This is a genomic window from Microbacterium esteraromaticum, assembly GCF_017303215.1.
Classification (GTDB): domain Bacteria; phylum Actinomycetota; class Actinomycetes; order Actinomycetales; family Microbacteriaceae; genus Microbacterium; species Microbacterium esteraromaticum_C.
Genome location: NZ_JAEMWU010000002.1, coordinates 34,670 through 58,232 on the forward strand (window position 1 = coordinate 34,670; position 23,563 = coordinate 58,232).

The following is a 23,563-nucleotide window of genomic DNA, read 5'->3' on the forward strand; positions in this document are numbered from 1 at the left end:
CTATCGAGCCGGGGGAGTCGCCGGGCGGTCATCTGCGGCTACCGCGCGCACGTGGTCGGCGGCGCGTGCGGCGAGCTCGGCGTGGAGACGCTGGAACGTCTCGACGCTGCGCGCACCCGGCCAGTCCGCCGGAAGCAGCGCGGTCGGCAACCCCGGATCGATGTACGGCAGCACGCGCCAGCTGTCGATCAGACCCAAGTGCGCGGCGAAGGGGCGCGTCAGGTCGAGCGCGTCGACGGATGCCAGGAATCGGTCGTGCTCGGCGCGCAGCGCCACGAGGTCCCACCAGTCGGCGACGGCCTCGGGCAGAGGGCGCGACGGTTGCGGATCTGTCGCGAGGAACAGCGTGGCGTACTCGCGCGCTCCGATCTCGTGCAGCAGCTCGTGCGCTTCGTCGAACAGATGCCCGGGCAGGATCCACAGACTCGGCGCGACCGACCCCGCACCGAGGTACAGCAGGCGGCGCCGCAGCTGGTGGCGCAGGTCACGGCGCGACTCGGGGACGGTCGCCGACACCAGCATCCACCCATCGTCCTCGCTCATGGTGCGCACGTCGAAGATGCGGCGGTCGCCGCGCCGCAGCATCGGCAGGGCGGCAGGGTCGATCGCGTAGCCCCCTGATGTGCTGAGCAGAAGACCGCGCTGCTTGAGCCGCGTGATCGCCGTGCGTGCGCGCGCCGGCGGTATGCCGAGGTCACCCGCAAGGCGCACCAGCGCGGCCGATGAGATCACGCCGCCCAGCGGACGCAGATGCACGCCGATCAGCGTCCGCAGCAGCGACGTCGTGCTGCCGGGCCGCGCATCGATGTCGTCGAGCACGGCTACCCCCACCGCAGAAGTGGTCATGCCAGGGCGTCGCGCACGGCGAGCACGCCGCGCAGTGTCTCCTCATGAGACGTGCTCAGCGGTGACAGTCCCAGGCGGATGCCATCGGGGAAGCGGAAGTCGGGGATCACTCCGTCGGCCCAGAGCTTCTGGGTGACCTCGCGGAAGCTCTCGTGTCCGACCGTGATGTGACCACCGCGGTGCGCGGCCTCGCGCGGCGACTGCAGTGTCACGCCCAGCGGGGCGAGCAGCGCGTCGTATGCGCGCACGGCGAAGTCGGTCAACGTGATCGACTTCGCCCGCACCGCGGCCATGCCCTCGGCCTCGATGAGGTCGAGCATGCCCTGCATGGCCAGCATCGACAGCACCGGCGGAGTGCCGCTGAGCAGTTGACGGATGCCGCCCTCGGGGCGGTACTCGGGTCCCATGGCGAAGATGTCGGCGGCACCCCACCAGCCGTGGATCGGCTGGAGTACCGAGCCGTGCAGCTCGGCGCGCAGGTAACCGAAGGCCGGCGACCCCGGTCCGCCGTTGAGGTACTTGTAGGTGCAGCCGACCGCCATGTCGACACCCCACTCATCGAGCTTCATCGGCACCGCGCCCACCGAGTGGCACAGGTCCCAGAGCATCAGTGCTCCGGCATCCTTGACGACGCGGGTGATGGACGGCATGTCGGCCAGGGCCCCCGACCGGTAGTCGACGTGGCTGAGCACGACGAGCGCGGTGCGCTCACCGACGACGGATGCCACATCATCGGCCGTCACACCGCGGACGGCGTCGGGCTCCACCCAGCGCAGCGTCGACCCGGTCTCCTGGGCGATGCCAGCGGCGATGAAGCGATCGGTGGGGAAGTTGCCGGCCTCGATGACGATCTCATCGCGACCGGGCCGTGCGGCGACAGCGGCGCGCATAAGCTTGTACAGCATCACACTCGTCGAGTCGGCGACGACGGTCTGGCCTGCGGCGGCGCCGAGGGTCACACGGGCGATGCGATCGCCGAGCTGCATCGGCAGTTCCATCCACTGCTCATCCCACGAGCGGATGAGTCGCGTGCCCCAGTCGTCGCGGATGAACGCCGCCGCCTTGTCGGCGGTGTCGCGCAGTGGGCGGCCGAGCGAGTTGCCGTCCAGGTAGGCCTGCACGCCCGGTGCGTCGGCGAACGCCTGCAGGTGGTGGGCCAGCGGGTCGGCGGCGTCGAGGCGACGGGCTTCGGCGAGCAGGGCGTCGGCGGGGTCGACGGGGGCGACGGCGTTGTCGGTCGTGTCGGTACTGGTCATGTCAGTGCTCCAGATCAGTGGTGGTGAGGTGGTGCGCCCGGTTCGGGTCGTCATCGGGAAGAAGCAGCAGGGGAGCGCCCACGATCAGCGGATCGGCGGGTGCCAGCGCCGTGAGCAGGGCGATGCCGTCGACCCCGGCGTCGCGCAGTGCGTTGATCTCGGCCTCGCGCAGGTCGACCGGCATCGGGCCGTTGCCCATGTCGCTGCCGTAGACGACCACGCCGCCGGCGGCGGCGAAGCGGCTCATGTTGTCGGTGACGATCACGCGCGCCTCGTCATCATGGATCGCCATGGTCGAGATCCACGTGGCGGATGCCGCCTGCGCGGCGATCTCGTCGTCGGTCAGACGCTCCGAGAACGGTGCGTGGGCCAGCACGGTGACGCCGAGGCGCACGACGCGCTGGGCCTGCCCGCGGCCTTCGGCGTGCGCGACGACGGGAAGCCGGTGCTCCGCCGCCCGGTGCACGATCGCCCGGATCGCGTCATCGTCGAGCACGGCGCCCGCCTCGCTGTGTGCGACGACTTTGATGATCGAGGCGCCGGCCGCTGCGGCCTCTTCGACCGCGCGCGCGGCGTCGTCAGCATCCGCGATCTCGCGCACAGACCCGGCCGGGGCCCACGCGCGGTCGGACGGGTATCCGCCGACGGCGGTGAGGAAGGGGCCGGCGTAGCGGATGCGCGGACGCAACTCCGGAGAAACTGCCCGGCTCGGGGCTGCCAGGGCCCTATCGGGCCGTGCAGAGCCAGAATCTCCGGAGTTGTGTGCAGTGCGGTTGTCTGCCAGGGCCCGGATCCAGCCGGGGTCGGCCCCCAGATCGACGACCGTGCCGAGCCGTGAGCCCGCCAGGAGCGTGTGATCCACCAGCTGCAGGTGCACGTGATGATCGGTGAACCGTCCCGTGACCAGGCCATCGAGTCGCGGCGTGCCGGCCGGCGCTGCGCCCGCGACGAGCGTCATCCCGCCGCCGGTCGACGTCAGCATCCCGTCGCGCACGGACACGCCGTCGAAGAAGCGCGCGGCGTGTACCACCGCGTCCGAGGGGGTCATCTGCCGATCTCGGTGCGCACGCTGTACAGCTCGGGGAAGAAGGTCAGATCGAGCGCGCGCTGCAGGAAGCCGACGCCGCTGGATCCGCCGGTGCCGACCTTGTGGCCGATCGTGCGTGAGACCGTGCGCAGGTGGCGGAAGCGCCAGAACTGGAAGTTGTCCTCGACGTCGACGAGCTCCTCGCACGCCTCGTACAGGTCCCAATGCTCGTTCGGGTGCTCGTAGATCTCACGGATCGCGGCGACCAGCTCGGTGTTCTCGCGGTACGGCTGGCGCACATCGCGGTCGAGGGTCTCGTGTGGCACGGCGAGCCCGCGGCGTGCGACGTAGCGCAGGAACTCGTCGTACAGTGTGGGGCGCTCCCACTCGGCGGTCAGCAGCGCGAGGTTGGCCGGGTGGTCGGCGAACACGCTCAGCATCCGCTCGTTCTTGTTGCCGAGCGCGAACTCGACGCACCGGTACTGCACCGACTGGAACCCGGACGAGTTGCCGAGGTCGCCGCGGAACTGCGCATACTCGGTGGGGGTCAGGGTCGCCAGCACCGACCACTGCTGTGTCAGGACCTCTTGGATGTGCTTGACGCGGGCGATGTGCTTGAGGGCCGCGCGCAGGTCGTCTTCGGCGAGACGGTCGCGCGCGGTGCCGAGCTCGTGCAGCACCAGCTTGAGCCAGAGCTCGGTCGTCTGGTGCTGGATGATGAACAGCATCTCGTCGTGGTGCTCGGGTTGCGACACCGGATGCTGTGCGCCGAGCAGTCGGTCGAGGTCGAGGTACGACCCGTAGGTCATCCGATCCTTCAGGTCGGTGACGATTCCGTCTTCGAGGGAGCGCTCATTGTCGGCCATGCCCCGAATGTATCACTTTCGTGGCGGCCGTCACAGGTGTGAGATGTGTGGTGTCAGCCCTGCGGCGGGTAGTTCCCCGGTGAGGGCGGGTACGTTCCCGGCGCGGGCGGTGTCTGCGATCCGGCCGCCTGCGCGCTCATCGGAGGCGCGCTGGTGGCCGCGTAGCCGCGCCGCGCTCGCTCTTCATCGGCCTTCAAGATGCCGTTCTTCACCGCCGTGCGCATGATCAGGTAGCCCACCCAGATCGTCAGCGCCAGGACCCCGAGGTACACCACGGCACCCAGGATGAACATGCCGATCCCGAGCCCCGCGGCCCAGCCGTAGTCGTCGTATCCCATCGTTCTGCGTCCCTTCGTCGGGGCCCGCACCCGCCGTCGCGAGAAGAGGTCGCCGCCCCGGTTGCTGGTCAGTGTAGTGCGGCCGGACCGTGCGCGGGGGAGGAGATCCGGCGGCGGATCAGGCCTGTTCCTGGCGGCGGATGCGTCCCGCTCGGGCGAACCAGGTGATGGCGAACGACAGCACGAGGGCGACGAATACGCCCAGGTTCGCGTACGCCCATTCGCCATCGCGGCCGCCGATGAGGAACAGCAGGTAGCCCTGCCAGTTGTTCCAGGCGGCCTCGGCGGCGAAGAGGTTGATGACCAGCCCCCACCCGATCGCGCTCGCGCCGACCATGGTGCCCACTGAGGTCCAGTCCCACGCGCCGTACCGGCCGCGGGCGTCGAACAGGGCATCCTCGTCGTAGTCCTTGCGGCGGCGCAGGATGTCGGCGATGAGGATGCCGGCCCACGACGCCAGGGGCACGCCGAGCGTGATGAGGAACGACTGGAAGGGGCCCAGGAAGTCGGTCGCGAAGAACACCACCCAGACCGTGCCGAGGGTGAGGATGATGCCGTCGACCGCTGCCGCCGTGGGGCGCGGGATGCGGATGCCGAGGCTGATCAGCGTCAGGCCCGACGAGTAGATGCCGAGCACCGCACCCGAGACCAGGGCGAGCACCGCGGTGAGCAGGAACGGCACGAGCACCCAGATCGGGAGGATGGTCGCGAGTGCGCCGATCGGGTCGGTGGCCACGGCGTCCATGAGTGCCGGGTCGGAGCCGGCGAGCAGCAGACCGAAGACCACCAGGACCACGGGGGCGATGGCGCCGCCGACGGTGTTCCACAGCACGATGGCGCCGTCGGATGCCGTGCGCTTCTGATACCGCGACCAGTCGGCCGCGATGTTGATCCATCCCAGACCGAAGCCGGTCATGACCATCACGAGTGCGCCGATCACGGCGCCGGTGCTGCCGTCGGGGATCGACATCACGGCGGCCAGATCGATGCTGCTGCTGGCGAGGATGATGTAGAGGATCGTGACGATGCCGGTCAGCCAGGTGAGCACCGACTGCAGCTTCATGATCGTGTGGTAGCCGAGCACCGAGGCGGCGACGATGAGTGCGGCGACCACGATCGTCGCGGCGATCTTCAGGGCGACACTGTCGCCGTCACCGCCGAGCTGGGTGATCACCGTCGCCGTTGCGAGGACGGCCATGATCGCCAGGAACGTCTCCCAGCCGATCGAGGTCAGCCACGAGACGATGCCGGGAACCTTCTGACCGTGCACGCCGAACGCGGCGCGCGAGAGCACCATGGTCGGTGCCGAGCCGCGCTTGCCGGCGATCGCGATCAGTCCGCACAGGAAGAACGACACGACGACGCCGATGACCGACACCAGCGTCGCCTGCCAGAACGAGATGCCGAACTGAAGAACAAAGGCTCCGTAGCTCAGGCCGAACACCGACACGTTCGCGGCGAACCACGGCCAGAACAGGTCGCGCGGCTTCGCCGTCCGCTCGGATTCGGGGATGATCTCGATGCCGGCGCGCTCGATGAGCGCCGGGCGCGCGGAGGGCGAAGCGGATGCCGGAGGTGTGGCGGTCATGGTCTCATCCTGGCACTGCCGCTGGTCCGGTGCGAGTACTCGCCTCTCGGGGCGGGATCAGACGGCGAAGAACGCCCGCGCCACGCGGGAGAGGTCGTACAGGTCGCTGACGCCGGCCAGTTCGCGCGCCGAGTGCATCGACAGGATCGGGATGCCGACGTCGACCGTGCGGATGCCCAGGCGGGTCGCGGTGATCGGTCCGATCGTCGAACCGCATGGCACGGCGTTGTTCGACACGAACTCCTGCGAGCCCACGCCGGCCGACTCACACCACGATGCCCAGGCGGCCGCTCCGACGGCGTCGGTGGCGTAGCGCTGGTTGGCGTTGATCTTGAGGATGGGTCCCGAGCCGAGCACCGGCTGCACGACCGGGTCGTGGCGCTGCACGAAGTTCGGGTGCACCGAGTGGCCGACATCGCTCGACAGGCACCACGACGACGTGTACGCGCGGCGCAGGTCTTCGGCATCCGACCCGAGAGAGGCGTAGATGCGCTCGAGGACGTCCTCGAGGATCGGCCCCGCTGCGCCCGAGCGCGATGCCGAGCCGAGTTCTTCGTGGTCGAACGCGGCGAGCATGGGGATGACGGTGCCAGATGCCCCGGAGCCGACGGCCTCGATGAGTGCGACGACACCGGCGTGCACCGAGGCGAGGTCGTCCAGGCGCCCCGAGGCGAAGAACGCGTCGTCCTTGCCGAAGATCGTGCCGTGGGCGGCATCCGCCACGACCGCGTCGAAGCCGCGGATCTCGGCGGGGTCGACGTTCGCGGCCGCCGCGAGTTCGGCGAGGATGTCGGCCGACTCCGGCTCGCCGAGGCCCCACACCGGCTGGGTGCCGGTCTGCTTGTCGAGCGCGAGGCCGTCGTTCACACCGCGGTCGAGGTGGATGGCCAGCTGCGGAAGGCGCAGCAGGGGCCCCGTGGCGGCGAGCACGACGCGGCCGTCGGCGAGTGCCAGGCGGCCGGCGAGGCGCAGCTCGCGGTCAAGCCAGGAGTTCAGCAGGGGGCCGCCGTACACCTCGACGGCGGCCTGCAGCCAGCCCTTGGCGCCCGTGGTGGGCTTGGGCTTGAGCTTGAACCCGGGGGAGTCGGTGTGGGCACCCAGCACGTGGACGGGGGTGGTCGCGGTGGCGTCCGCGGGAACGGCCCAGGCGATGGCAGCGCCGTCGCGCACGATCACGTAGCGGCCGCCGGCCTGGGTGGGCCAGGCGTCGGCCTCGTCGAGACGGGTGAAACCGGCGTCTTCGAGCCTGCGGGCGACCTCTTCGGCGGCGTGGTAGCTCGACGGCGAGGCGGCGACGAAGTCGGCGAGGTCGGCGGCGTGCGAGTGGGCGGCAGAGGCAGCAGGCATGACACCGAGCCTAGCCGCCGTGGGACGGGGCGCCGGAAGAGCCCGCCCGACGCGGCGGGATAGTGTGAGGCGACGGTGTCTTCAGTCCGTCGCGCCCTCGGGCAGAAGGGATCGGATGCCGGTCGTCGCCATCGCGCTCGCGCTCAGCGCCGCCGTCGCTCATGCCGCCTGGAACGTCATCGCCCACAACGTCAGCCGCGCCGGGGTGCCGTTCCTGTGGTGGGGAGCCGTGGCGAGTTCGATCATCTGGGTGGGCGTCATCCCGTTCACCGGCGGTCTCGGAACCGACGACGTGCACGGTTTCCTGTTGGGCATCGGAGTCTCGGCGGTGCTGCACGTGCTCTACATGGCGGTGCTGCAACGCGGCTACCAGCTCGGCGATCTCTCGACCGTGTACGCGACCGCGCGGGGGAGCGGCCCGTTCCTGGCCGTGATCATCGCCGTAGCGCTTCTCGGCGAGCGCCCCTCGGCGATCGCCCTGGGCGGTGTCGCCCTGGTGCTCGTCGGCGTCATCGCCGTCGGCCTCATCGACCGCAGCGCGTCGGCTCCCCGCCGCGGGCTCGACCCCGCGGTGCTGTTCGGTGTGCTCACCGGGGTGATGATCGCGACGTACACGATCTGGGATGCCCACGCCGTGCGCGAATGGAGCCTGTCGCCAGTGGCCTTCATGGTCGGTGCGACGCTGTTGCAGGTGCCGGTCTACAGTGCCGCGGTGGGACGCCGTTGGAGGGCGGTGTGGCAGCTGGGGCGGCTCCAGTGGCGCAGGATCATCGCCTTCGGCATCCTCTCGCCGCTGTCGTACATCCTCGTGCTGCAGGCGATCACGATCGCGCCCGTGGCACTGATCGCGCCGCTGCGCGAGGTCAGCGTCGTGCTGATCAGTCTGTTCGGCGCATTCGTGCTGAAGGAGTCCCGACCGGGGCTCAGGATCGCGGCGTCGCTGGTGGTCGTCGCCGGGGTCGTGCTGCTCGCGTTCTGAGCGGTGTCGGCGCGGAGTCGGATGCCGGTGGCTCAGCCGCCCACGGCGCGTAGGTACTGCCCGTGATCCGAGATGCCGGACGCGGCGACGGTGAACCGCACCACCTCGCTGAGGTAGCGATCCTCCGAGGCCTCGAAGACACGGCCGTCGGCGTCTCGAGAGATGCGGCTCAGGCGGAGGATCGGGGATCCCGGGGCGACGCGCAGCAGCGCAGCATCCTGCGCATCGGCAGCCACCGCGTCGATCTCGTGCTGCAGCCCGACGATTCCGTGGCCCTGCGACGCGAGGTACTCGGTGATCGAGATGGCATCGGTGTCGACGTCCAGAAGCAGCCTGCCCACGTCTTCGCGGTAGCGCAGCCGCTCGAGCATGGTGGGGCGACCATCGAGCAGCCTTAGGCGCACGACACTCATGATCGTCTCGCCCGGGGCGACCTGCAGTGCGGCGGCCGTCTCGGCATCGGCGCGGCGAAGGCTCAGCTCTTGCGTGACGGCACCGGGAGTCACTCCGAGATCGCGCGCCCAGCGGGTGAACGGCACAGACGTGTCGACCGGTTGATTCGCCTTGCGTGAGACCACGCGTGCGGGGCGTCCGCGGTGCGTCTCGATCAGCCCTTCGGCGCGCAGTACACCGAGGGCGTTGCGGATCGGGCCGCGCGAGGTGTTCCAGCGCTCGGCGAGTTCGGCCTCGGTGGGCACGTCGTCGCCGGGGCGCAGGTCGCCGTCGGCGATCCGAGCCCGGAGGTCGTCGGCAATACGCGTGTAGACAAGTTCGGCCACATCGGCATACTACTTGGCGCAGTCCGCTCGGGTTGTGCTGTTTCCCAACTCGTCATCTGCTGGAATCACGGGTGAACGACCGCTGAACTTTCCCGAGTTAGGTACCTTTCTCGCGCTGTGGCCTGCAAGAGTCTCTGACGGACGCCTTCCCCCTCGATCTCCGAAAGGTCCTCATGAAGCTTCGTGCTCTTCCCGTCCTGGCCGGTGCAGCAGCTCTCGCCCTCGGCCTGTCCGCCTGCTCTGGCACCGCCGACGCGGCGCCCGCCGATGGCGCCGCATCCTCGGCGGGCTTCGCCGTCGATGAGAACACGCTCGTCTTCGGTGTGGTCCCGGACTCGGTCGACACCGAGACCAACTACAGCCCCCTCATGGAGTACATCGCCCAGGAGACCGGCAAGAAGGTCGAGTACCACGAGTCGACCGACTACGCCGCGCTGATCGAGGCCGCCATCGCCGGCAAGGTCGACGTCGCCTCCTTCTCGGGATTCACATACATCACGGCCACCAACAACGGCGCCAAGCTCACCCCGATCTCGTCGATCGTCACCAAGGAGGGGCAGGAGCCCGGCTACTACTCGATGGCGATCGCGCCCGTCGACAGTGACGTCGAGACCATCGACGACTTCGCCGGCAAGAAGGTCTGCTTCGTCGACCCGTCGTCGACCTCGGGCTACCTGTTCCCGAGCTACAACCTGCTCGACGCCGGCATCGACCCGCAGAACGACGTGACCCCCGTCTTCGCCGGAAAGCACGACGTCAGCGTCACCAAGACCGGTGAGGGCAAGGAGTGCGAGGTCGGCTTCGCCGAGGACTCCGAGGTCGCCAAGTCCGACAAGGTCAAGGTCATCGCCGAGACGATGGTTCCGGGCGCGCCCCTGGTCTACTCCGACAACCTGCCCGAGGAGCTCAAGAGCGAACTGGTCGACCTGCTCGCCGAGGTCAGCATCGACGAGATCGTCGGCGCCGGAATCACCAGCGCCGACTCCGAGGGCTTCCGCTCGGTGTTCTTCGAGACCAAGCCCGTCGACGACGCCTACTACGACCTGATCCGCGACATCTGCAAGAAGACCAACGCCAGCCAGTGCCAGGCGTGATCCGCCGGTGAACCGACGATCCCGAGAGAGACGAGCATGAACACGAACACAGAGCCGGTCATCCGCATCGAGGCGCTCACGAAGCACTTCGGCGCGACCCGGGCGCTCACCGATGTCGACCTCACTGTCGCGCGCGGCGAGATCGTCGTCCTGCTCGGCCTCTCGGGATCGGGCAAGTCCACCCTGCTGCGGCACATCGATGCACTGGAACTGCCCACCGCCGGCACGGTCGGCGTGCTCGGTGAGAACGTACCCGCGCTGCGCGGCCGCCGGCTGCGCCAACTGCGCAGCCGGGTCGGTTTCATCTTTCAGCAGTTCGAGCTGGTCGGATCGCTCACCGTGCTCGAGAACGTGCTGACCGGGGCGCTGTCGGCGCTGCGCGGTCCCCGGTTGGGGCTGTGGTCGTACTCGCGCGCCGACCGGCTGCGTGCGCTCGGGCACCTCGACCGCGTCGGACTGCTCGACCGCGCCTACCAGCGTGCCGATACCCTGTCGGGCGGTCAGCAGCAGCGCGTCGCCATCGCCCGCGCCCTCATGCAGAACCCCGAGGTGCTGCTCGCCGATGAACCGGTCGCCTCGCTCGACCCTGAGTCGAGCTCGCAGGTGATGTCGCTGATCCGACAGATCGCCGCCGACGAGGGACTCACCGTGGTCTGCAGCCTGCATCAGGTGGACCTCGCCATCGACTGGGCCGATCGTATCGTCGGGCTCAGGCACGGCGAGGTGGTGCTCGATACCGCGACCTCGGGCCTCGACAAGGCCCAGGTGATGGAGATCTACGGCCGCGTGGCCACCACCACCGCCGAGATGCGGATGCTGGAGGACGAGCTGCGCGTCGCGGAGCCGGTGGCATGACCCTGCTCGCACCGTCGACCGCCGCCCCCGGTTCTGCGGCAGATGAGCTGACCGCTCGCGCCCCGCGCCGACGGCTCAGCCCGGAACGGATCAGCGCGGGGCTGACCCTCGTGGTCATCGCGGGACTCGCGGTGGGTGCGCTGATCGACCTGAACATCACCTTCGCGGGCGTCGCCGACAGCATGACGAACGCGCAGAACTTCTTCGCCCGCGTCGGGGGCCTGCGCTTTCCCGAGCCGGCCGAGCTGCTGCACCTGACTGTACTGACGGTGGGTCTCGTGCTCACCGGCACTCTGCTCGCCGCAGCGTTGTCCGTGCCGATCGCCTACTTGGCTGCGGCGAACACGAGCCCCAATGCCGGCGCGCGCGCCATCGCCCGGTTCATCGGTGTGTTCACCCGGGCGCTGCCCGACGTCGTGCTCGCGATGGTGTTCGTGCTGATGTTCTCGCTGGGCACGCTCCCGGGCATCCTCGCCATCGGCATCCACTCGATCGGCATGATCTCGAAGATGTTCGCCGATGCGATCGAGCAGATCGACGAAGGACCCCGCCTGGCGATCCGCGCCGGCGGCGGCACCCGCCTGCAGGAGTTCACCGCGGGCATCCTGCCTCAGGTGCTGCCGAGCTGGGTCGCCACCGTGCTGCATCGAAACGACATCAACCTCCGAGGCTCGGTGGTGCTCGGCTACGTCGGTGTGGCCGGACTCGGGCTGGAGATGTCGTACGCCTTCAAATCGCTGAACTACGGCCTGGGTCTTGGCATCGCCCTCGTGATCTTCCTCCTGTGCGTCGTGATGGAGATCATCTCCAGCGCGGTGCGCGTCGCCATGCTCGGCGAGAAGGACGCCGGCCGAGGCGTGTTCATCCGTCTGTTCCGACGCAGGGCAGCTGCGCGCCCTGCCGCGGCTCACAACCGGGGATTCGCGAGCATCGATGACGCCGCGCGCCGCCCGTGGACGGCCATCCGCGTGCGCAACACCATCGCCGCATGGATCGCCGTGGCGATCGTCGTGGGATCGATCATCGTCAGCGACATCGTCTGGAGCGACTTCGCCACCTTCTGGAGCAAGGTGCCGACGGTGCTCGCGTCGTTCTGGCCCCCGAACTTCGGCAGCTACGGATTCGAGACCATCGCCGCGGCCATGCTCGACACGATCCGCATCGCGTTGGCGGCGACTCTCATCACCTTCGTGCTCTCGCTCATCGTCGGCTCGCTGGCCGCACGCAACGTCGCACCCGGGCCCACCACGCGGGGCGGATTCCGACTGCTGCTGGTGATCATCCGCGGGGTTCCCGAACTGATCCTCGCGATCGTGCTGATCATCATCACCGGACTCGGACCGCAGGCGGGAACCATCGCGCTCGCGATCGGGGGCATCGGGCTGCTCGGCAAGCTCATCGCGGACTCCTTCGAAGAGGTCGATCGCGGTCCGGAACGCGCGCTCATGGCCGCCGGAGCCACCCGACTCCAGGTGTATGCCGGGGCGACCGTGCCCCAGGGGGCGCGGGCGCTGATCGGCCACACGTTCTACATGCTCGACACGAACGTGCGCGCGGCCACCCTGCTCGGCATCGTCGGCGGCGGCGGTGTGGGCTACTACCTGCTCAATGCCGGGCAGGGGTCGAACTACCAGCTCGTCGGCAGCATCGTGATCATGATCCTGGTCACCGTGCTCGCCGTGGAGGGGCTGGCGATGTGGATGAGAAAGGTGTTCCGATGAACGCGACACAGGCCGACGTGGTGATCGTCGGATCGGGAATCGTCGGTCTCGGTGCCGCGTACGCCGCCGTGCGACGCGGCCACCGCGTGATCGTGATCGACCGCACAGAAGGGCCGGTCGGAGCCACCGTGCGCAACTTCGGGCACATCTGCATCGGAGCGCAGATCGGCCAGGCGCGGCAGTACGGTGAAGTCAGCCGCGACATCTGGCTGCGTCTCGGGCACGACGCAGGGTTCCGAGTGCGTGAGTCGGGCACCCTCATCGCCGCCCGACACGACGACGAGCAGGCGCTGCTGGCAGCGGCGGCACGTGAGGGCGGCATGCGCCTGCTGACGGCGGACGAGCTCCGTGAGCAGGCACCTGTGCGGCACGAGGGTGTGATCGGCGGCGCGATCGTCGACGGCGACCTGCAGGTGAACCCGCGCGAAGCGCCCGCCGCGATCATCCGTCATCTCGCAGCCGCCGGTGTCGAGTTCCTCTTCCGCACCGCGGTGACGTCCATCGCTGCCGGTCGGGTGCAGACCTCGCGCGGTGCGATCGATGCCGATCGCATTGTGGTGGCGGTCAACCACGACCTCGATCAGTTGCTGCCCGAGCTCGCCGAGCGCGCGGGCGTGCAGCGGTGCGCCCTCGACATGATGCGCGTGGCGGTCGATCTGCCCACGCCACTGGCGGCGCCGCTGCTGACCGGCTGGTCGCTCGTGCGGTACGGACGCTTCGCAGCACTGCCCGAGGCCGACGTGCTGCGCGCGCGGCTGCACACCGAGCGGCCCGACCTGGCCGCGCTCGATCTGAACCAGATGTACACCCAGCTCCCGGACGGTTCGCTCATCGTCGGAGACACCCATGCCAAGGCGGTGCAACCCGCGCCGTTCCAGCCCGAGGCCGCCTTCTCGGCACTGCTCGAGGAGGCACGGGGGCTCTTGGCCGTCGACGACATCCGCGTGTTGGAGCGCTGGCAGGGCGTGTACGCATCGGGGCCGGATGAGTTCCTCATCGAGACCCCCGCCGATGGTGTTCTCGTGCTCGCCGCGACCACCGGCATCGGTATGACCTGCGGGCTCGGCCTCGCCGAGACCGCCCTCTTCCCCCATCTTCAGGAGGCCCACCAATGACCGCTATCGAACTCGTCGTGCTCGACATGGCCGGAACCACGGTGCGCGATGACGGCGTGGTGGAGCGCGCCTTCCAGCGCGCCGCCGAACGCACCGGCGTCGCCGACCGCATGCCGTGGGAACAGTCACTGCAGTACGTGCGCGACACGATGGGGCAGTCCAAGATCGAGGTGTTCACGCACCTGGCCGGGGGCGACCGCGTGGCGGCCGAGCGTGCCACGGCGGCGTTCGAGGCCGCATACGACGAGATCATCGCCGAACACGGCGCAGAGGAGATCCCGGGAGCGCGCGCAGCGATCGAACAGTTGCGGAACGACGGCGTGCAGGTCGCGTTGACCACCGGGTTCGCGCCGGTCACGCGCGATGCACTGCTCGAGGCGCTGGGGTGGCGCGACCTGGTCGATGTCGCCCTGTCACCGGTGGATGCCGGTCGCGGGCGTCCGCATCCGGATCTGGTGTTGGCCGCGCTGCTGCGCACCGGGGCGTCATCGGTGCAGGCGGTCGCGGTCGTGGGTGACACGGCCAGCGACGTCCTGACCGGACGTCGGGCGGGGGCCGGCTTCGTCGCCGGTGTGCTCACCGGTGCCCACGATGAGGCAGCGCTCCTCGGGGCGCAGCCCGATGCGGTGCTGCGCAGCGTGGCGGACCTGCGCTCGGTGCTCGCCGCGCGGGGCTTGCTGGCGGCAGCGCCGCTGGCGTCGGAATCCGCCTCTGCGGCGCGCTGACGTGCGCGCAGGACTGCGGGCGGCGTCGAGGCCGCCGCGCACGAGAGACGCCGACGCCGACGGCAGATCCGGCGATGTCGTACTGCGTCCGGCGGCCGCGACGATGGCGTTCGTCGGAGTCGACCACCCCCACGAACCGGTCGCCGTTCCCGGTGTGACCCTCGCCCCCGAAGACGTCCTTGTCGCGATCGAGCTGTCGACCGTGTGCGGTTCGGATGTGCACACCGTGCAGGGACGGCGCCCCGCTCCGACTCCGCTCGTGCTCGGGCACGAGAGCGTCGGGCGCGTGATCGCCATCGGCGCCGCCGGCGCCCAGGCCGTCGGCGGCGCCCCGCTGCGGGTCGGTGACCGCGTGGTCTGGTCGGTGACGGTGTCGTGCGGTGCGTGCGATCGCTGTGAGGCCGGCATGACGCAGAAGTGCCGCGACCTCGGCAAGTACGGCCACGAGCGCATCGCACCGAGACGCGAACTCACCGGTGGTTTCGCCAGTCACGCCCAGCTGCGTCGCGGGACGGCCCTCGTGCGCGTTCCCGAGGCGCTGCCGGCGGGCGTGCTGGCGCCGGCCTCGTGTGCGACGGCGACCGCGATGGCGGCGATCGACCGCGCGGCCCAGGGGCGCGCGCTTCACGGCGTGCGGGTGCGCATCCACGGCGCCGGCCTGGTCGGCCTCTCGGCCGCGGCGATCGCCGCCTCGCGCGGTGCGCAGGTCGAGGTGCGCGACCCGAACCCGAAGCGCGCTGCGCTCGCCGAGAGATTCGGAGCGCGGGCATCCGATCCGACCGCAGAACCCGACATCGTGGTCGAGGCCTCCGGCCATGCCGTCTCGACCGCCCTCGCCGATGTGGCGGTCGGCGGAACCGTCGTGCTGGTCGGCAGCGTCTTCCCCGCCGATCCGGTGCCTATGGATGCCGAGTCGATCGTGCGGCGGATGCTGACGGTGACCGGCGTGCACAACTACGCGGCGGGTCACCTCGCCGACGCGGTGACGTTCCTCGAACGCCACGGTGCGGCCTACCCGTTCGACGAGGTGGTCGGTGCGGTGCATCCGCTCACCCATCTCGACGCCGCACTGGCTGCCGCCGCGGCCCCCGATGCGCCGTTGCGCATCGGCATCGCACCCCGCTGATGCCGATGCGCCGGCCGCCGGCTACTGCGACGGCAACGGGTAGCGGCGGCGCAGCACCGCGCGCTGCGCCAGAGTCCACAAGACCGTGACGACCAGGTACAGCGCCGCGGCGAGCGGCACGAACACCGCGAACACCGCCGTCAGATAGTGCAGGGCGTTGAGCACACCCAGCATCCCGGGAGCCGCCAGCGGACCCTCATCGGGAACCTGCGGGCGGAACACCCGCCGCGTGATCTCAGCCACGATCAGGATCACGACCAGCACGACCGCCCAGACGATGCCGGTCGACACGGTCAGCCCGCCGCCGACCGCCGTCAGCAGCGAGTCACCAAGCGGAGCGCCGAACAGATCCTGGGCGAGGAGCTCGTTCGGGTGCCCGGCGATCTCGGGCCGCAAGAACAGGGTGTACAGCACACCCACGACCGCGGCCTGCACGATCAGCGGCAGGCAACCAGCCAGCGGTGAGGCGTTCTCGTCCTTGTACAGCGCGAGCGTCTCGCGCTGCAGCCGCTCCCGGTCTTTGGCGTGCCGCTTCTGCAGGTCGCGCAGTTTCGGGGCCAACCGTGCGCGCATCTGCTCGGCCTTGGCCTGAGAGATACCGACCGGGATCAGCAGGATGCGCACGACAACGGTCACGGCGACGACGGCGAGCGCGGCCGCATTCGTGCTCGCCACCGGTTCGAACAGATACGAGAGGGCGAGCAGGGCGCGATACGCGCCGTCGAGCAGAAGAGTCAGAGGGGGCAGGGCGAAGATGTCCAAGATGCGTCCGATCGCGAGTGCGGGAAGGGTCGGCGAAAGCCGCGTATCCCACGTTCTGCGTCGGGCGCCGGACGGCGCTTCCTCAGCCGGGGGTCACGCGGCGAACGTCGCCCCCGGCGCTCGCGGACGCGGATGCCCGTCGGCATCGGGGTGACTCTGCGCGAGCCGCGTCGACAGATCGATCCAGCGGAGCGCACGTGTCGTGGTGCGGATGCCCGTCTGCGGCGCCAACACGGCGAGCGTCACCGCGACGACGGCCAGGGCGACGAGCACAGCGGCCATGCCCAGCATCCCGGGGCCGGGAACGGGCACGGCACCGAGCGCCGACAGCAACAGCTGCAGCAGGGTGCTCATCGCCTCGATCATTCGCGCCTCCGGTCAGGAGGTCTGAGCGTAGCATCCGCCGTTTCGGTCGCGGCGCCGCTCAACCGTCCCGCACCTCGTGCCCTCGCGGGCGCTCGTCGTCCCCGCGATAGTCGGGGCGCGCCGGCTGCGAGTCCTGATCCGACAGTTCACCGCCCTCGCGTCCGCCGAAGGGGCGGCCGTGGTCGGCGAACTCCTCCCGGGCGAAGACGAGCAACCACTCGCCGATGGTGAAGTGGGCGCCCGTGCGCAGGATCTCGGAGTGCGGTTCGGCATCCTCCTCGCGGTTGGCGTTCATCGCGCCCGCACCGTGCATGGTCAACACGTACTCGTCACGATCGTCGTGGACGATGGTGGCGTGCAACGCGTCGGCACCCGGCAGCAGCAGCGTGCTTCCGGCACCCGAACCGATCGTCACCTGGTCGACGGTGATGTCGAAGGTGCTGCGCTCATCGTCCGCTCCGGTGATGCGCAGATGCGGCCGTCCTGCTCCCCAGCCCGCGTGCGTCGTCGTCGGATGGTATCCGGGCTGTCGCTCGTCCATGTCGTCTCCTCCTGTTCTCAGCGCGAGATCGCTTCCACGGTGCGGCCGGTGGTGACCGCCGCCAGGTGGCGGGCGATATCGGCCTGACTGATGATGCCGACCAGACGGCGGTGGGAGATCACCGGAAGTCGGCGCACCCGGTTCTCCTGCATCAGGGTCAGAGCGTGTTCGACCTCGCTGTCGGCGTCGACCACGACGGGGCGACCGCCGGCCAACCGGCCGGCGTTCGTCGTCTCGGGGTCCAGGCCGATCGCGACCGCCTTCACGACGATGTCCCGATCGGTCAGCATGCCCTTGAGGCGGCCGTCCTCACCGCAGATCGGCAGGGCCCCGATGTCATGCGCGCTCATCCGTTCGGCGGCGATCGACAGCGCGTCGTTCTCGCCGATGCACTGGGCGTTCGGTGTCATGATCTCTCGCGTCAGGGTCATGGCCCTGTCCTCCCTGTCCGTGCGATTCCCCGTGGGCGGTGCTCGTGTGCCACGACCGTAACGACCACCCGGTCGTGAGCAGAAAGGGGTTGACAGAGAGGGCGCCTCACGTCAGGGCGTGACGCGCCGCAGGTCAGTTGCCGTCGAGGTGCTCGGGCAGCAGAGTGATGCCACCGTTCGCATTGGCCGAGTTGGCCAGAGCATTCATCCACTCGGGGCTCAGCGGCGGGGTCTCCGGCTCGCTGAACACGAACCGCAGCGGGATCGACGGGTGCAACCAGATCGTCGACCGCCCCGTCGGGCCGTCGGCCGGATGCTGCCACGACAGGGTGAAGCTCTCATTGCGACGCAGCTTCGTCGAGATGACCACCTTGAGGTGCGCCAGCGCCCGATCTTCGATCTCGATCGGCTCAGTGTTGCCGCCGTAGAAGAGCAATCCCATGGGGCTAAGCTTGCCCCACTGACGCGGAGGGTTCCAGGTGGCGCACCGCTCTCGATCAGGACACACCGCTCAGCAGAAAGGCGCACGAAGATGGGCAAGTTCGTCTACGAGAGCAGCGTCAAGACCGAGATCGAGGACCGGGCTCTCACCCACGTGCAGATGGTCATGACGGCCAAACTGCGGCGCGGGGAGCCGTTCCCGTTCAGCTGGCGTGAAGACGCCAGCGTCGGCGGAGGACGCACGACCGTGTGGGTGCAGCCGAGCAGCTCGCTGGTGTTCAAGTACTACGGCAGCAGGCAGCCCGAGATCAACCGCGCGTGGATCGAGGCCCTGGCGTTCACCGCCAACTCGCCCACCGGCCTGCGCGTCGTGCCCGAACCGCCCGAGGAGCCGACCGTACACGTCGAGGAGTGAGCGCGACGAGTGCCCGGGCGGGCGTAGCCTCGAAGGGTGACTGATCTGCGCGACCTGCTCGGCATCCGGCATCCGATCGTCCTGGCGCCGTTCGGCGGGCTCTCCTCGGTGCCGCTCACAGCCGCCGTCAGCGCGGCCGGTGGTCTCGGCTCGTACGGTCTCTACGGTTATGACGGCAAGCGCATCCGTGAGACGGCCGCGGCGCTGCGCGCGGCGACCGACGCACCCTTCGCGCTGAACATCTGGTTGCCGACCGGCGACGAGGTCGCGCCCACCACGGCGCACGATGCGTACGCGATGGCCCTGCGGCCGTACTTCGACGAGGTGGGGCTGGAGCTGCCGCCGCGCCCCGAGAGGTATCTGCCCTCGCTCGACGAGCAGCTCGACGCCATCTGGGATGCCGCGCCGGCCGCCTTGAGCGTCGTCTTCGGTGTTCCCCCGCGCGCGCTCGTCGATGAGGCGCATCGCCGTGGCATCCGCGTGATCGGAACGGCGACGACGGTCGCCGAGGCCCGCGCGCTCGAAGCGGGCGGGGCGGATGCCATCGTCGCGACCGGCGCCGAGGCCGCAGGGCACCGGGTGTCGTTCCTGCGTCCCGCGGAGGAATCGTTGGTGGGGCTGTTCGCGTTGCTGCCGCAAGTGGCGGATGCTGTCAGCGTGCCGGTCATCGCGGCCGGCGGCGTCGCCGACCGGCGCGGCGTTGCCGCGGCATTCGCGCTCGGCGCGGCGGGCGTGCAGGTGGGGACGTCGTTCCTCGCGACCGCCGAGTCGGCGGCGAACGACGCGCACCGCGCGGCGATCCGCACGACGAGTGCGGATGCCAGTGTGCTCACCCGTGCCATGAGCGGGCGGCTCGCCCGCGGGGCGCGAAACCGCGTGGTCGCCGAGATCGAGGCATCCGATGCCATCGCGCCCTTCCCCGCGCAGAACTGGCTCACGGGGCGCTTCCGTGCTGTCGCCGGCGAGAGAGGCATCGGAGAGCTGCAGTCGCTGTGGCTGGGGCAGTCGGCGCCGCTCGCGCGCGGCGAGACTGCCCGTGAGGTGTTCGCCGAGCTGGCGGCCGGCCTGCCCGCCTGACCCGGCGCTTCGGCGAACGCACCCTTCAGGAGGAAACGCCCCTCTCATCGGTGAGGGGCAAGGGCTCAGAGGATGACCGTGGAACGGCCGTGCACGATCACGCGATCCTCGGCGTGCCACTTCACGGCGCGGGCGAGCACGTACCGTTCGACATCGGCGCCGCGGCGCTGCAACTCGGCCGACGACTCGGCGTGCGTGACGCGAGTGACATCCTGCTCGATGATCGGCCCCTCGTCGAGGTCGGCCGTGGCATAGTGCGCCGTCGCGCCGATCAGCTTCACGCCCCGCTCCTTTGCCCGCGCATAGGGGTTCGCCCCGATGAACGCCGGCAGGAACGAGTGGTGGATGTTGATCACCGGCGCACCGACGCGCTCGATGAAGTCGTCGCTGAGGATCTGCATGTACCGCGCCAAGACCACCAGGTCGACGTTGCCCTGCAGCAGCTCTAGCTGGCGAGCCTCCATCGCGGCCTTCGCCTCAGCATCCGACCCGGAGGGGATGTGCACGAACGGCACCCCGAACGAGCGCACCGACGCCGCCAGGTCGGGGTGGTTCGAGACCACCATCGTCACGTCGATGTCGAGCTCGCCGCGCTGCGTGCGCCACAGCAGCTCCAGCAAGCAGTGGTCGTACTTCGACACGAAGATCGCCACGCGCTTGCGCTTTGCCGTGTCGTGCAACGACCAGTCCATGCCGAAGCGCTCGGCGACACCGGCGAGTGAGGCCTCCAGAGCAGGGCGCTTCGCGGCAAGGCCGTCGAGGTGGATCACCGTGCGCTGGAAGAAGCGCCCGCCCTCATCATCGGTCGAATGCTGATCGAGCGAGATGATGTTCGCACCGTGCTCGGCCAGCGTTCCCGCGACGGCGGCGACGATGCCCGGCTGGTCGTCGCAGGCGATAAGAAGGCGTGCGGTGTCGGTGTGCGGCATGGATGCTCCTGAACTGGGGTATCTGTCGATTCTGCCCGCATGCGCACGCGGGTGCGAACCAGGTGACGACAGGGCCGCCGCATCGGCGCGGGGGATAGCACCGGCATCCGATGTCGTCAACCCCCGCGACCGGCCGCGCCGAACCGGGCAAAGTCTGACGTGATGTGCGGAGCATCCGCGCATCACGTCAACGCAGAGGAGCTCATCATGAACAGCCTGCTCGTGATCATCATCATCATCGCGATCATCGTCGCGATCTTCTCGGGGCTCAACGCCGCTCTGAACTGGTTGCTGTGGGTGGCGCTGATCGTCGGCGTCATCGCGTTGATCGCATTCCTGATCAGGGTGATCGGCGGACGCAAGAGCGGCGTCTGAAGCGCTATACGCTGAGCGGGTGGAAGAGAGCGCACTCGGTCTGGTCCTGATCCCGCTGCTCGCGGTGCTGGCACCGCTTCTCGGGCGGGCGATCGGGCCGATCATGCGCGTGCCCGTCGTCGTCTTCGAGCTGTTGCTCGGGATTCTGGTCGGCCCCGCGGTGTTCGGATGGGTGCATCCGAACGAGTTCATCGGCATGTTCTCGGAGTTCGGGCTCGCGATGCTCTTCTTCCTTGCCGGATCCGAGATCGACTTCGCCACGATCGGCCGCCGACCGCTCGCCCGTGCATCGCTCGGGTGGGCGCTGAGCATCGTGCTCGGACTCGGTGTCGGATTCCTGCTCGTCCCCGGCGAGGGCATGATCGTCATCGCGATCGCCCTCAGCTCGACGGCGCTGGGAACCCTGATGCCGATCCTGCGCGACGCCGGCGAGCTGACGACGCCCTTCGGCCGGGCCGTCACAGTGATCGGTACCGTGGGCGAGTTCCTGCCGCTGATCGCGATCTCGATCTTTCTCGGCGTGCGCTCGGCGTCGGTCGCCACGGTCGTGCTGCTGCTGTTCGTCGTGCTGGCGCTGCTGGCCGTCTTCGCCGCGCGCCGCATTCCGCACGGCAGGCTGCACGCCTTCGTGAGTGCGACCCTGCACACGTCGGCGCAGTTCGGTGTGCGCTTCCTGCTGCTGTTGATCGCCGCGCTGGTCGCGCTCAGCCTGTGGCTCGACCTAGACATCCTGCTCGGGGCGTTCGTCGCCGGAACCGTATGGCGCATCGTCATCTCCAGCGCCGATGAAGAGGATGCCGCCCAGGTCGACAGCAAGATCGAGGGGATCGCGTTCGGGTTCCTGGTGCCGATCTTCTTCATCTACACCGGAGTGACGTTCGACCTGGACGCACTTCTGGAGTCTCCGCTGGCGACCGCGCTCGTGCCGGTGCTGCTGCTCGCGATGCTGATCATCCGCGGCACAGCAGCCCAGTTCTCAGCATCCGACGGCATGGGGATGCGCGATCGGAGCGCTCTCGCATTCCTCGCGGCGACAGGGTTGCCCATCATCGTCGCGGTCGCGGCGATCGGCGTCGATCGCGACCTGATCGGGTCGCACATCGCCGCGGCGTTGATCGGTGCGGGGATGCTGTCGGTGCTGCTGTACCCGCTGATCGGCATGACGCTGCGCGGCGACCGCGCCGCTGTCCAGGCCCGCGCCGGATCCGAATCGCAGGGGGAACTGTGACGAGCACGAGCGCCGTGTTGCACCACGCGCGTGAACGCCTGGCATCCGTCCCTCGCGAGAGTCTCGGACGTGAGCGTTCGTCGCGGTGGCGAGGGACCCGTATCGTCCGCGCCGGGCAGGCATGGCACCTCGGCGTGTTGCTGCTGACCGATGACGGCGTGCTGGCGACGAACGAGGTGCTGCGCGCCGCCGCGCCGGTGCGCCGTGGGTACGCCGCCGAGTCGGCGCGTGCCCGCGCAGACCGGCGGGCGCAGGCCTACCGGGGCGGGTTCGCGGAAGGTGAGGTCGTGCACGTCGGCTGGGAGACCATCGACCTCGCGACGGTGGATGCCGGTGGCGTCTCCGGTCCGCTCGCGCTGGTCGACGGTGAGCCGCACGTGCGCTGGGCGCCGCGAGCGCCGTTCGTGCCCTTGGCGGGATATCTCGACGAGCAGATCTCGCTCGCTGTCGGCTGAAGACGCCGCACGTCAGGCGGCGCCAGCCGGGGAGGCATCAGACGCCGACCAGCCGCGAGAACCTGTTGAGCAGCTCGTCGCCCTCGACGGTCGCGGCGAGGATCGCGCGCTCTGTCGCGTCGTACTGCGCCGGGTCGAAGTAACCGGATGCCCGATACACGGCCATGCGGTCGGCGAAGTCCTGCGGCGACGCCTCGGGGTGGAACTGCGTGGCGTACAGATGGTCGCCGACGCGGTAGGCCTGCACCGTGCAGGCATCGTTGGTGGCGAGCAGCACGGCCGTCGGCGGTGTCTCGCGAGCCGACTCCTTGTGCGCGGTGAAGACCGAGAGGCTGTCTCCACTCGGGCCGAACAGCGGGTCGTCGGTGCCGGCGGCGGTGAGGGTGACACGTGTCGCGCTGGCGCGCTCGGGCCGACCGGTGTGTACCTCTCCGCCGAGCATCCGCGTGACCACGCCGATGCCGTAGCAGGTGAACATCGCCAGGGCTGAGGCGTCGAGCGCGCGCTGCGCGATACGACGCAGATCGTCTTCGACGCTGAGCTGCTCGGCGCTCTTGTCGGCGTCGGTGACGTTGAACGGCGATCCGCCGATGACGAAGCCGTCGTAGCTCTGCCAGTCAATCGCGCGCAGAGGGGTGTGCATCAGGTCGATGCGATCGAGGGGTCCGATGCCGAGTCCGCGGCTGAACGAGCGGTGCTCGGCGTCGGCCGCGCTGCGCTCGGGGCGGACGCACACGTAGAGCACCGAAGACATGGAGCGATTCTATTCGGCGCGCCCGGTGCCCTCGGTGCCCTCCCCACGACCCCTCCCCACGACCCCTCCCCACGAGGGGTCAATATCTGTCGGGTCGAGGCCCGCGCACCCAGCGTTCGTTGACCCC

Annotated in this window: 27 protein-coding genes; 12 read left to right on the forward strand and 15 right to left on the reverse strand. The window is 69.5% G+C overall.

Annotation, left to right across the window (positions count from 1 at the left end; all coding sequences use genetic code 11):
- The 7 genes from JF543_RS11330 to JF543_RS11360 form a co-directional block, all read right to left on the reverse strand.
- A complete protein-coding gene (locus JF543_RS11330) occupies positions 1 to 846 on the reverse strand; it encodes a PaaX family transcriptional regulator (protein ID WP_206824405.1) in 846 nt (281 codons plus the stop codon).
- A complete protein-coding gene (locus tag JF543_RS11335) occupies positions 843 to 2,102 on the reverse strand; it encodes a kynureninase (RefSeq protein WP_206824406.1) in 1,260 nt (419 codons plus the stop codon). The genes JF543_RS11330 and JF543_RS11335 overlap by 4 nt, the downstream gene beginning before the upstream one ends.
- Position 2,103: 1 nt before the next feature.
- Positions 2,104 to 3,150 (reverse strand): hydrolase, encoded by a 1,047-nt coding sequence (locus JF543_RS11340; RefSeq protein ID WP_206824407.1) that lies wholly within the window; start codon positions 3,148 to 3,150, stop codon positions 2,104 to 2,106.
- Positions 3,147 to 3,995 carry a tryptophan 2,3-dioxygenase gene (locus tag JF543_RS11345; protein ID WP_206824409.1) on the reverse strand — a complete coding sequence of 283 codons (849 nt, stop codon included), beginning with the start codon at positions 3,993 to 3,995 and terminating at the stop codon, positions 3,147 to 3,149. Before JF543_RS11345 ends, JF543_RS11340 begins: the two co-directional genes overlap by 4 nt.
- 53 nt (positions 3,996 to 4,048) lie before the next feature.
- A complete protein-coding gene (locus tag JF543_RS11350) occupies positions 4,049 to 4,333 on the reverse strand; it encodes a hypothetical protein (protein WP_206824411.1) in 285 nt (94 codons plus the stop codon).
- 118 nt (positions 4,334 to 4,451) lie between these two features.
- Positions 4,452 to 5,921, reverse strand: a complete 1,470-nt coding sequence (locus JF543_RS11355; protein ID WP_206824415.1) for a purine-cytosine permease family protein — start codon at positions 5,919 to 5,921, stop codon at positions 4,452 to 4,454.
- Positions 5,922 to 5,978: 57 nt separating this feature from the next.
- Entirely contained in the window at positions 5,979 to 7,268 is a 1,290-nt protein-coding gene (locus JF543_RS11360; protein WP_179409990.1) for a M18 family aminopeptidase, read from the reverse strand.
- Between the two features lie 115 nt (positions 7,269 to 7,383).
- Between JF543_RS11360 and JF543_RS11365 the strand changes: the two genes are divergently transcribed.
- Positions 7,384 to 8,247, forward strand: coding sequence for an EamA family transporter (locus tag JF543_RS11365; protein WP_179409991.1), 864 nt, complete (start codon positions 7,384 to 7,386; stop codon positions 8,245 to 8,247).
- Positions 8,248 to 8,279: 32 nt separating this feature from the next.
- On the opposite strand, the gene JF543_RS11370 is transcribed toward JF543_RS11365, so the two are convergent.
- Entirely contained in the window at positions 8,280 to 9,026 is a 747-nt protein-coding gene (locus JF543_RS11370) for a GntR family transcriptional regulator (protein WP_179409992.1), read from the reverse strand.
- A 173-nt stretch (positions 9,027 to 9,199) separates the two neighbouring features.
- Here JF543_RS11370 and JF543_RS11375 point away from each other — a divergent pair, with 173 nt between their 5' ends.
- Genes JF543_RS11375 through JF543_RS11400 form a run of 6 tightly spaced genes read left to right on the forward strand, consistent with a single transcriptional unit; the run spans position 9,200 to position 15,662 of the window.
- Positions 9,200 to 10,120, forward strand: a complete 921-nt coding sequence (locus JF543_RS11375; RefSeq protein ID WP_179409993.1) for a phosphate/phosphite/phosphonate ABC transporter substrate-binding protein — start codon at positions 9,200 to 9,202, stop codon at positions 10,118 to 10,120.
- A 36-nt stretch (positions 10,121 to 10,156) separates the two neighbouring features.
- A complete protein-coding gene (gene phnC / locus JF543_RS11380; protein WP_179409994.1) occupies positions 10,157 to 10,975 on the forward strand; it encodes a phosphonate ABC transporter ATP-binding protein in 819 nt (272 codons plus the stop codon).
- Positions 10,972 to 12,696: a PhnE/PtxC family ABC transporter permease gene (locus tag JF543_RS11385; RefSeq protein ID WP_206824421.1), complete on the forward strand. Its 1,725-nt coding sequence runs from the start codon at positions 10,972 to 10,974 to the stop codon at positions 12,694 to 12,696. Before phnC ends, JF543_RS11385 begins: the two co-directional genes overlap by 4 nt.
- Positions 12,693 to 13,811 carry a TIGR03364 family FAD-dependent oxidoreductase gene (locus JF543_RS11390; protein WP_206824422.1) on the forward strand — a complete coding sequence of 373 codons (1,119 nt, stop codon included), beginning with the start codon at positions 12,693 to 12,695 and terminating at the stop codon, positions 13,809 to 13,811. The genes JF543_RS11385 and JF543_RS11390 overlap by 4 nt, the downstream gene beginning before the upstream one ends.
- Positions 13,808 to 14,536, forward strand: a complete 729-nt coding sequence (locus JF543_RS11395; protein ID WP_206824428.1) for a phosphonatase-like hydrolase — start codon at positions 13,808 to 13,810, stop codon at positions 14,534 to 14,536. The genes JF543_RS11390 and JF543_RS11395 overlap by 4 nt, the downstream gene beginning before the upstream one ends.
- Before the next feature lies 1 nt (position 14,537).
- Entirely contained in the window at positions 14,538 to 15,662 is a 1,125-nt protein-coding gene (locus tag JF543_RS11400) for an alcohol dehydrogenase catalytic domain-containing protein (RefSeq protein ID WP_347401150.1), read from the forward strand.
- 21 nt (positions 15,663 to 15,683) lie between these two features.
- Here JF543_RS11400 and JF543_RS11405 read toward each other — a convergent pair whose 3' ends face one another.
- The 5 genes from JF543_RS11405 to JF543_RS11425 all read right to left on the reverse strand — a co-directional run bounded on the left by JF543_RS11405 (position 15,684) and on the right by JF543_RS11425 (position 18,204).
- A complete protein-coding gene (locus tag JF543_RS11405) occupies positions 15,684 to 16,424 on the reverse strand; it encodes a YidC/Oxa1 family membrane protein insertase (protein ID WP_206824430.1) in 741 nt (246 codons plus the stop codon).
- A 93-nt stretch (positions 16,425 to 16,517) separates the two neighbouring features.
- Positions 16,518 to 16,778: a DUF6412 domain-containing protein gene (locus JF543_RS11410; protein ID WP_179409999.1), complete on the reverse strand. Its 261-nt coding sequence runs from the start codon at positions 16,776 to 16,778 to the stop codon at positions 16,518 to 16,520.
- Between the two features lie 70 nt (positions 16,779 to 16,848).
- Positions 16,849 to 17,331 carry an FHA domain-containing protein gene (locus JF543_RS11415; protein ID WP_179410000.1) on the reverse strand — a complete coding sequence of 161 codons (483 nt, stop codon included), beginning with the start codon at positions 17,329 to 17,331 and terminating at the stop codon, positions 16,849 to 16,851.
- Positions 17,332 to 17,348: 17 nt separating this feature from the next.
- Positions 17,349 to 17,762: a CBS domain-containing protein gene (locus JF543_RS11420; protein ID WP_179410001.1), complete on the reverse strand. Its 414-nt coding sequence runs from the start codon at positions 17,760 to 17,762 to the stop codon at positions 17,349 to 17,351.
- 133 nt (positions 17,763 to 17,895) lie between these two features.
- Entirely contained in the window at positions 17,896 to 18,204 is a 309-nt protein-coding gene (locus tag JF543_RS11425; RefSeq protein ID WP_179410002.1) for a hypothetical protein, read from the reverse strand.
- 90 nt (positions 18,205 to 18,294) lie between these two features.
- Here JF543_RS11425 and JF543_RS11430 point away from each other — a divergent pair, with 90 nt between their 5' ends.
- Both JF543_RS11430 and JF543_RS11435 read left to right on the forward strand, forming a co-directional pair.
- Positions 18,295 to 18,618 (forward strand): ATP-dependent DNA ligase, encoded by a 324-nt coding sequence (locus tag JF543_RS11430; RefSeq protein WP_179410003.1) that lies wholly within the window; start codon positions 18,295 to 18,297, stop codon positions 18,616 to 18,618.
- A 36-nt stretch (positions 18,619 to 18,654) separates the two neighbouring features.
- Complete coding sequence (locus JF543_RS11435; protein WP_206824435.1) at positions 18,655 to 19,695, forward strand: nitronate monooxygenase; 1,041 nt, start codon at positions 18,655 to 18,657, stop codon at positions 19,693 to 19,695.
- A gap of 65 nt (positions 19,696 to 19,760) precedes the next feature.
- Here JF543_RS11435 and purU read toward each other — a convergent pair whose 3' ends face one another.
- Positions 19,761 to 20,624: a formyltetrahydrofolate deformylase gene (gene purU / locus JF543_RS11440; RefSeq protein WP_179410005.1), complete on the reverse strand. Its 864-nt coding sequence runs from the start codon at positions 20,622 to 20,624 to the stop codon at positions 19,761 to 19,763.
- A gap of 207 nt (positions 20,625 to 20,831) precedes the next feature.
- On the opposite strand from purU, the gene JF543_RS11445 reads away from it, so the two are divergent.
- From JF543_RS11445 to JF543_RS11455, 3 genes are read left to right on the forward strand one after another with little or no spacing between them, the layout of a single operon-like run.
- Positions 20,832 to 20,999: a hypothetical protein gene (locus JF543_RS11445; RefSeq protein WP_179410006.1), complete on the forward strand. Its 168-nt coding sequence runs from the start codon at positions 20,832 to 20,834 to the stop codon at positions 20,997 to 20,999.
- Positions 21,000 to 21,018: 19 nt separating this feature from the next.
- A complete protein-coding gene (locus tag JF543_RS11450; protein ID WP_179410007.1) occupies positions 21,019 to 22,227 on the forward strand; it encodes a cation:proton antiporter in 1,209 nt (402 codons plus the stop codon).
- The gene (locus tag JF543_RS11455) at positions 22,224 to 22,682 is read left to right on the forward strand and encodes a glutaminase (protein ID WP_206824436.1); all 459 of its coding nucleotides are present in this window, start codon (positions 22,224 to 22,226) and stop codon (positions 22,680 to 22,682) included. The genes JF543_RS11450 and JF543_RS11455 overlap by 4 nt, the downstream gene beginning before the upstream one ends.
- 37 nt (positions 22,683 to 22,719) lie before the next feature.
- On the opposite strand, the gene JF543_RS11460 is transcribed toward JF543_RS11455, so the two are convergent.
- Complete coding sequence (locus JF543_RS11460) at positions 22,720 to 23,436, reverse strand: glutamine amidotransferase-related protein (RefSeq protein WP_206824437.1); 717 nt, start codon at positions 23,434 to 23,436, stop codon at positions 22,720 to 22,722.
- Positions 23,437 to 23,563 lie beyond the last annotated feature (127 nt).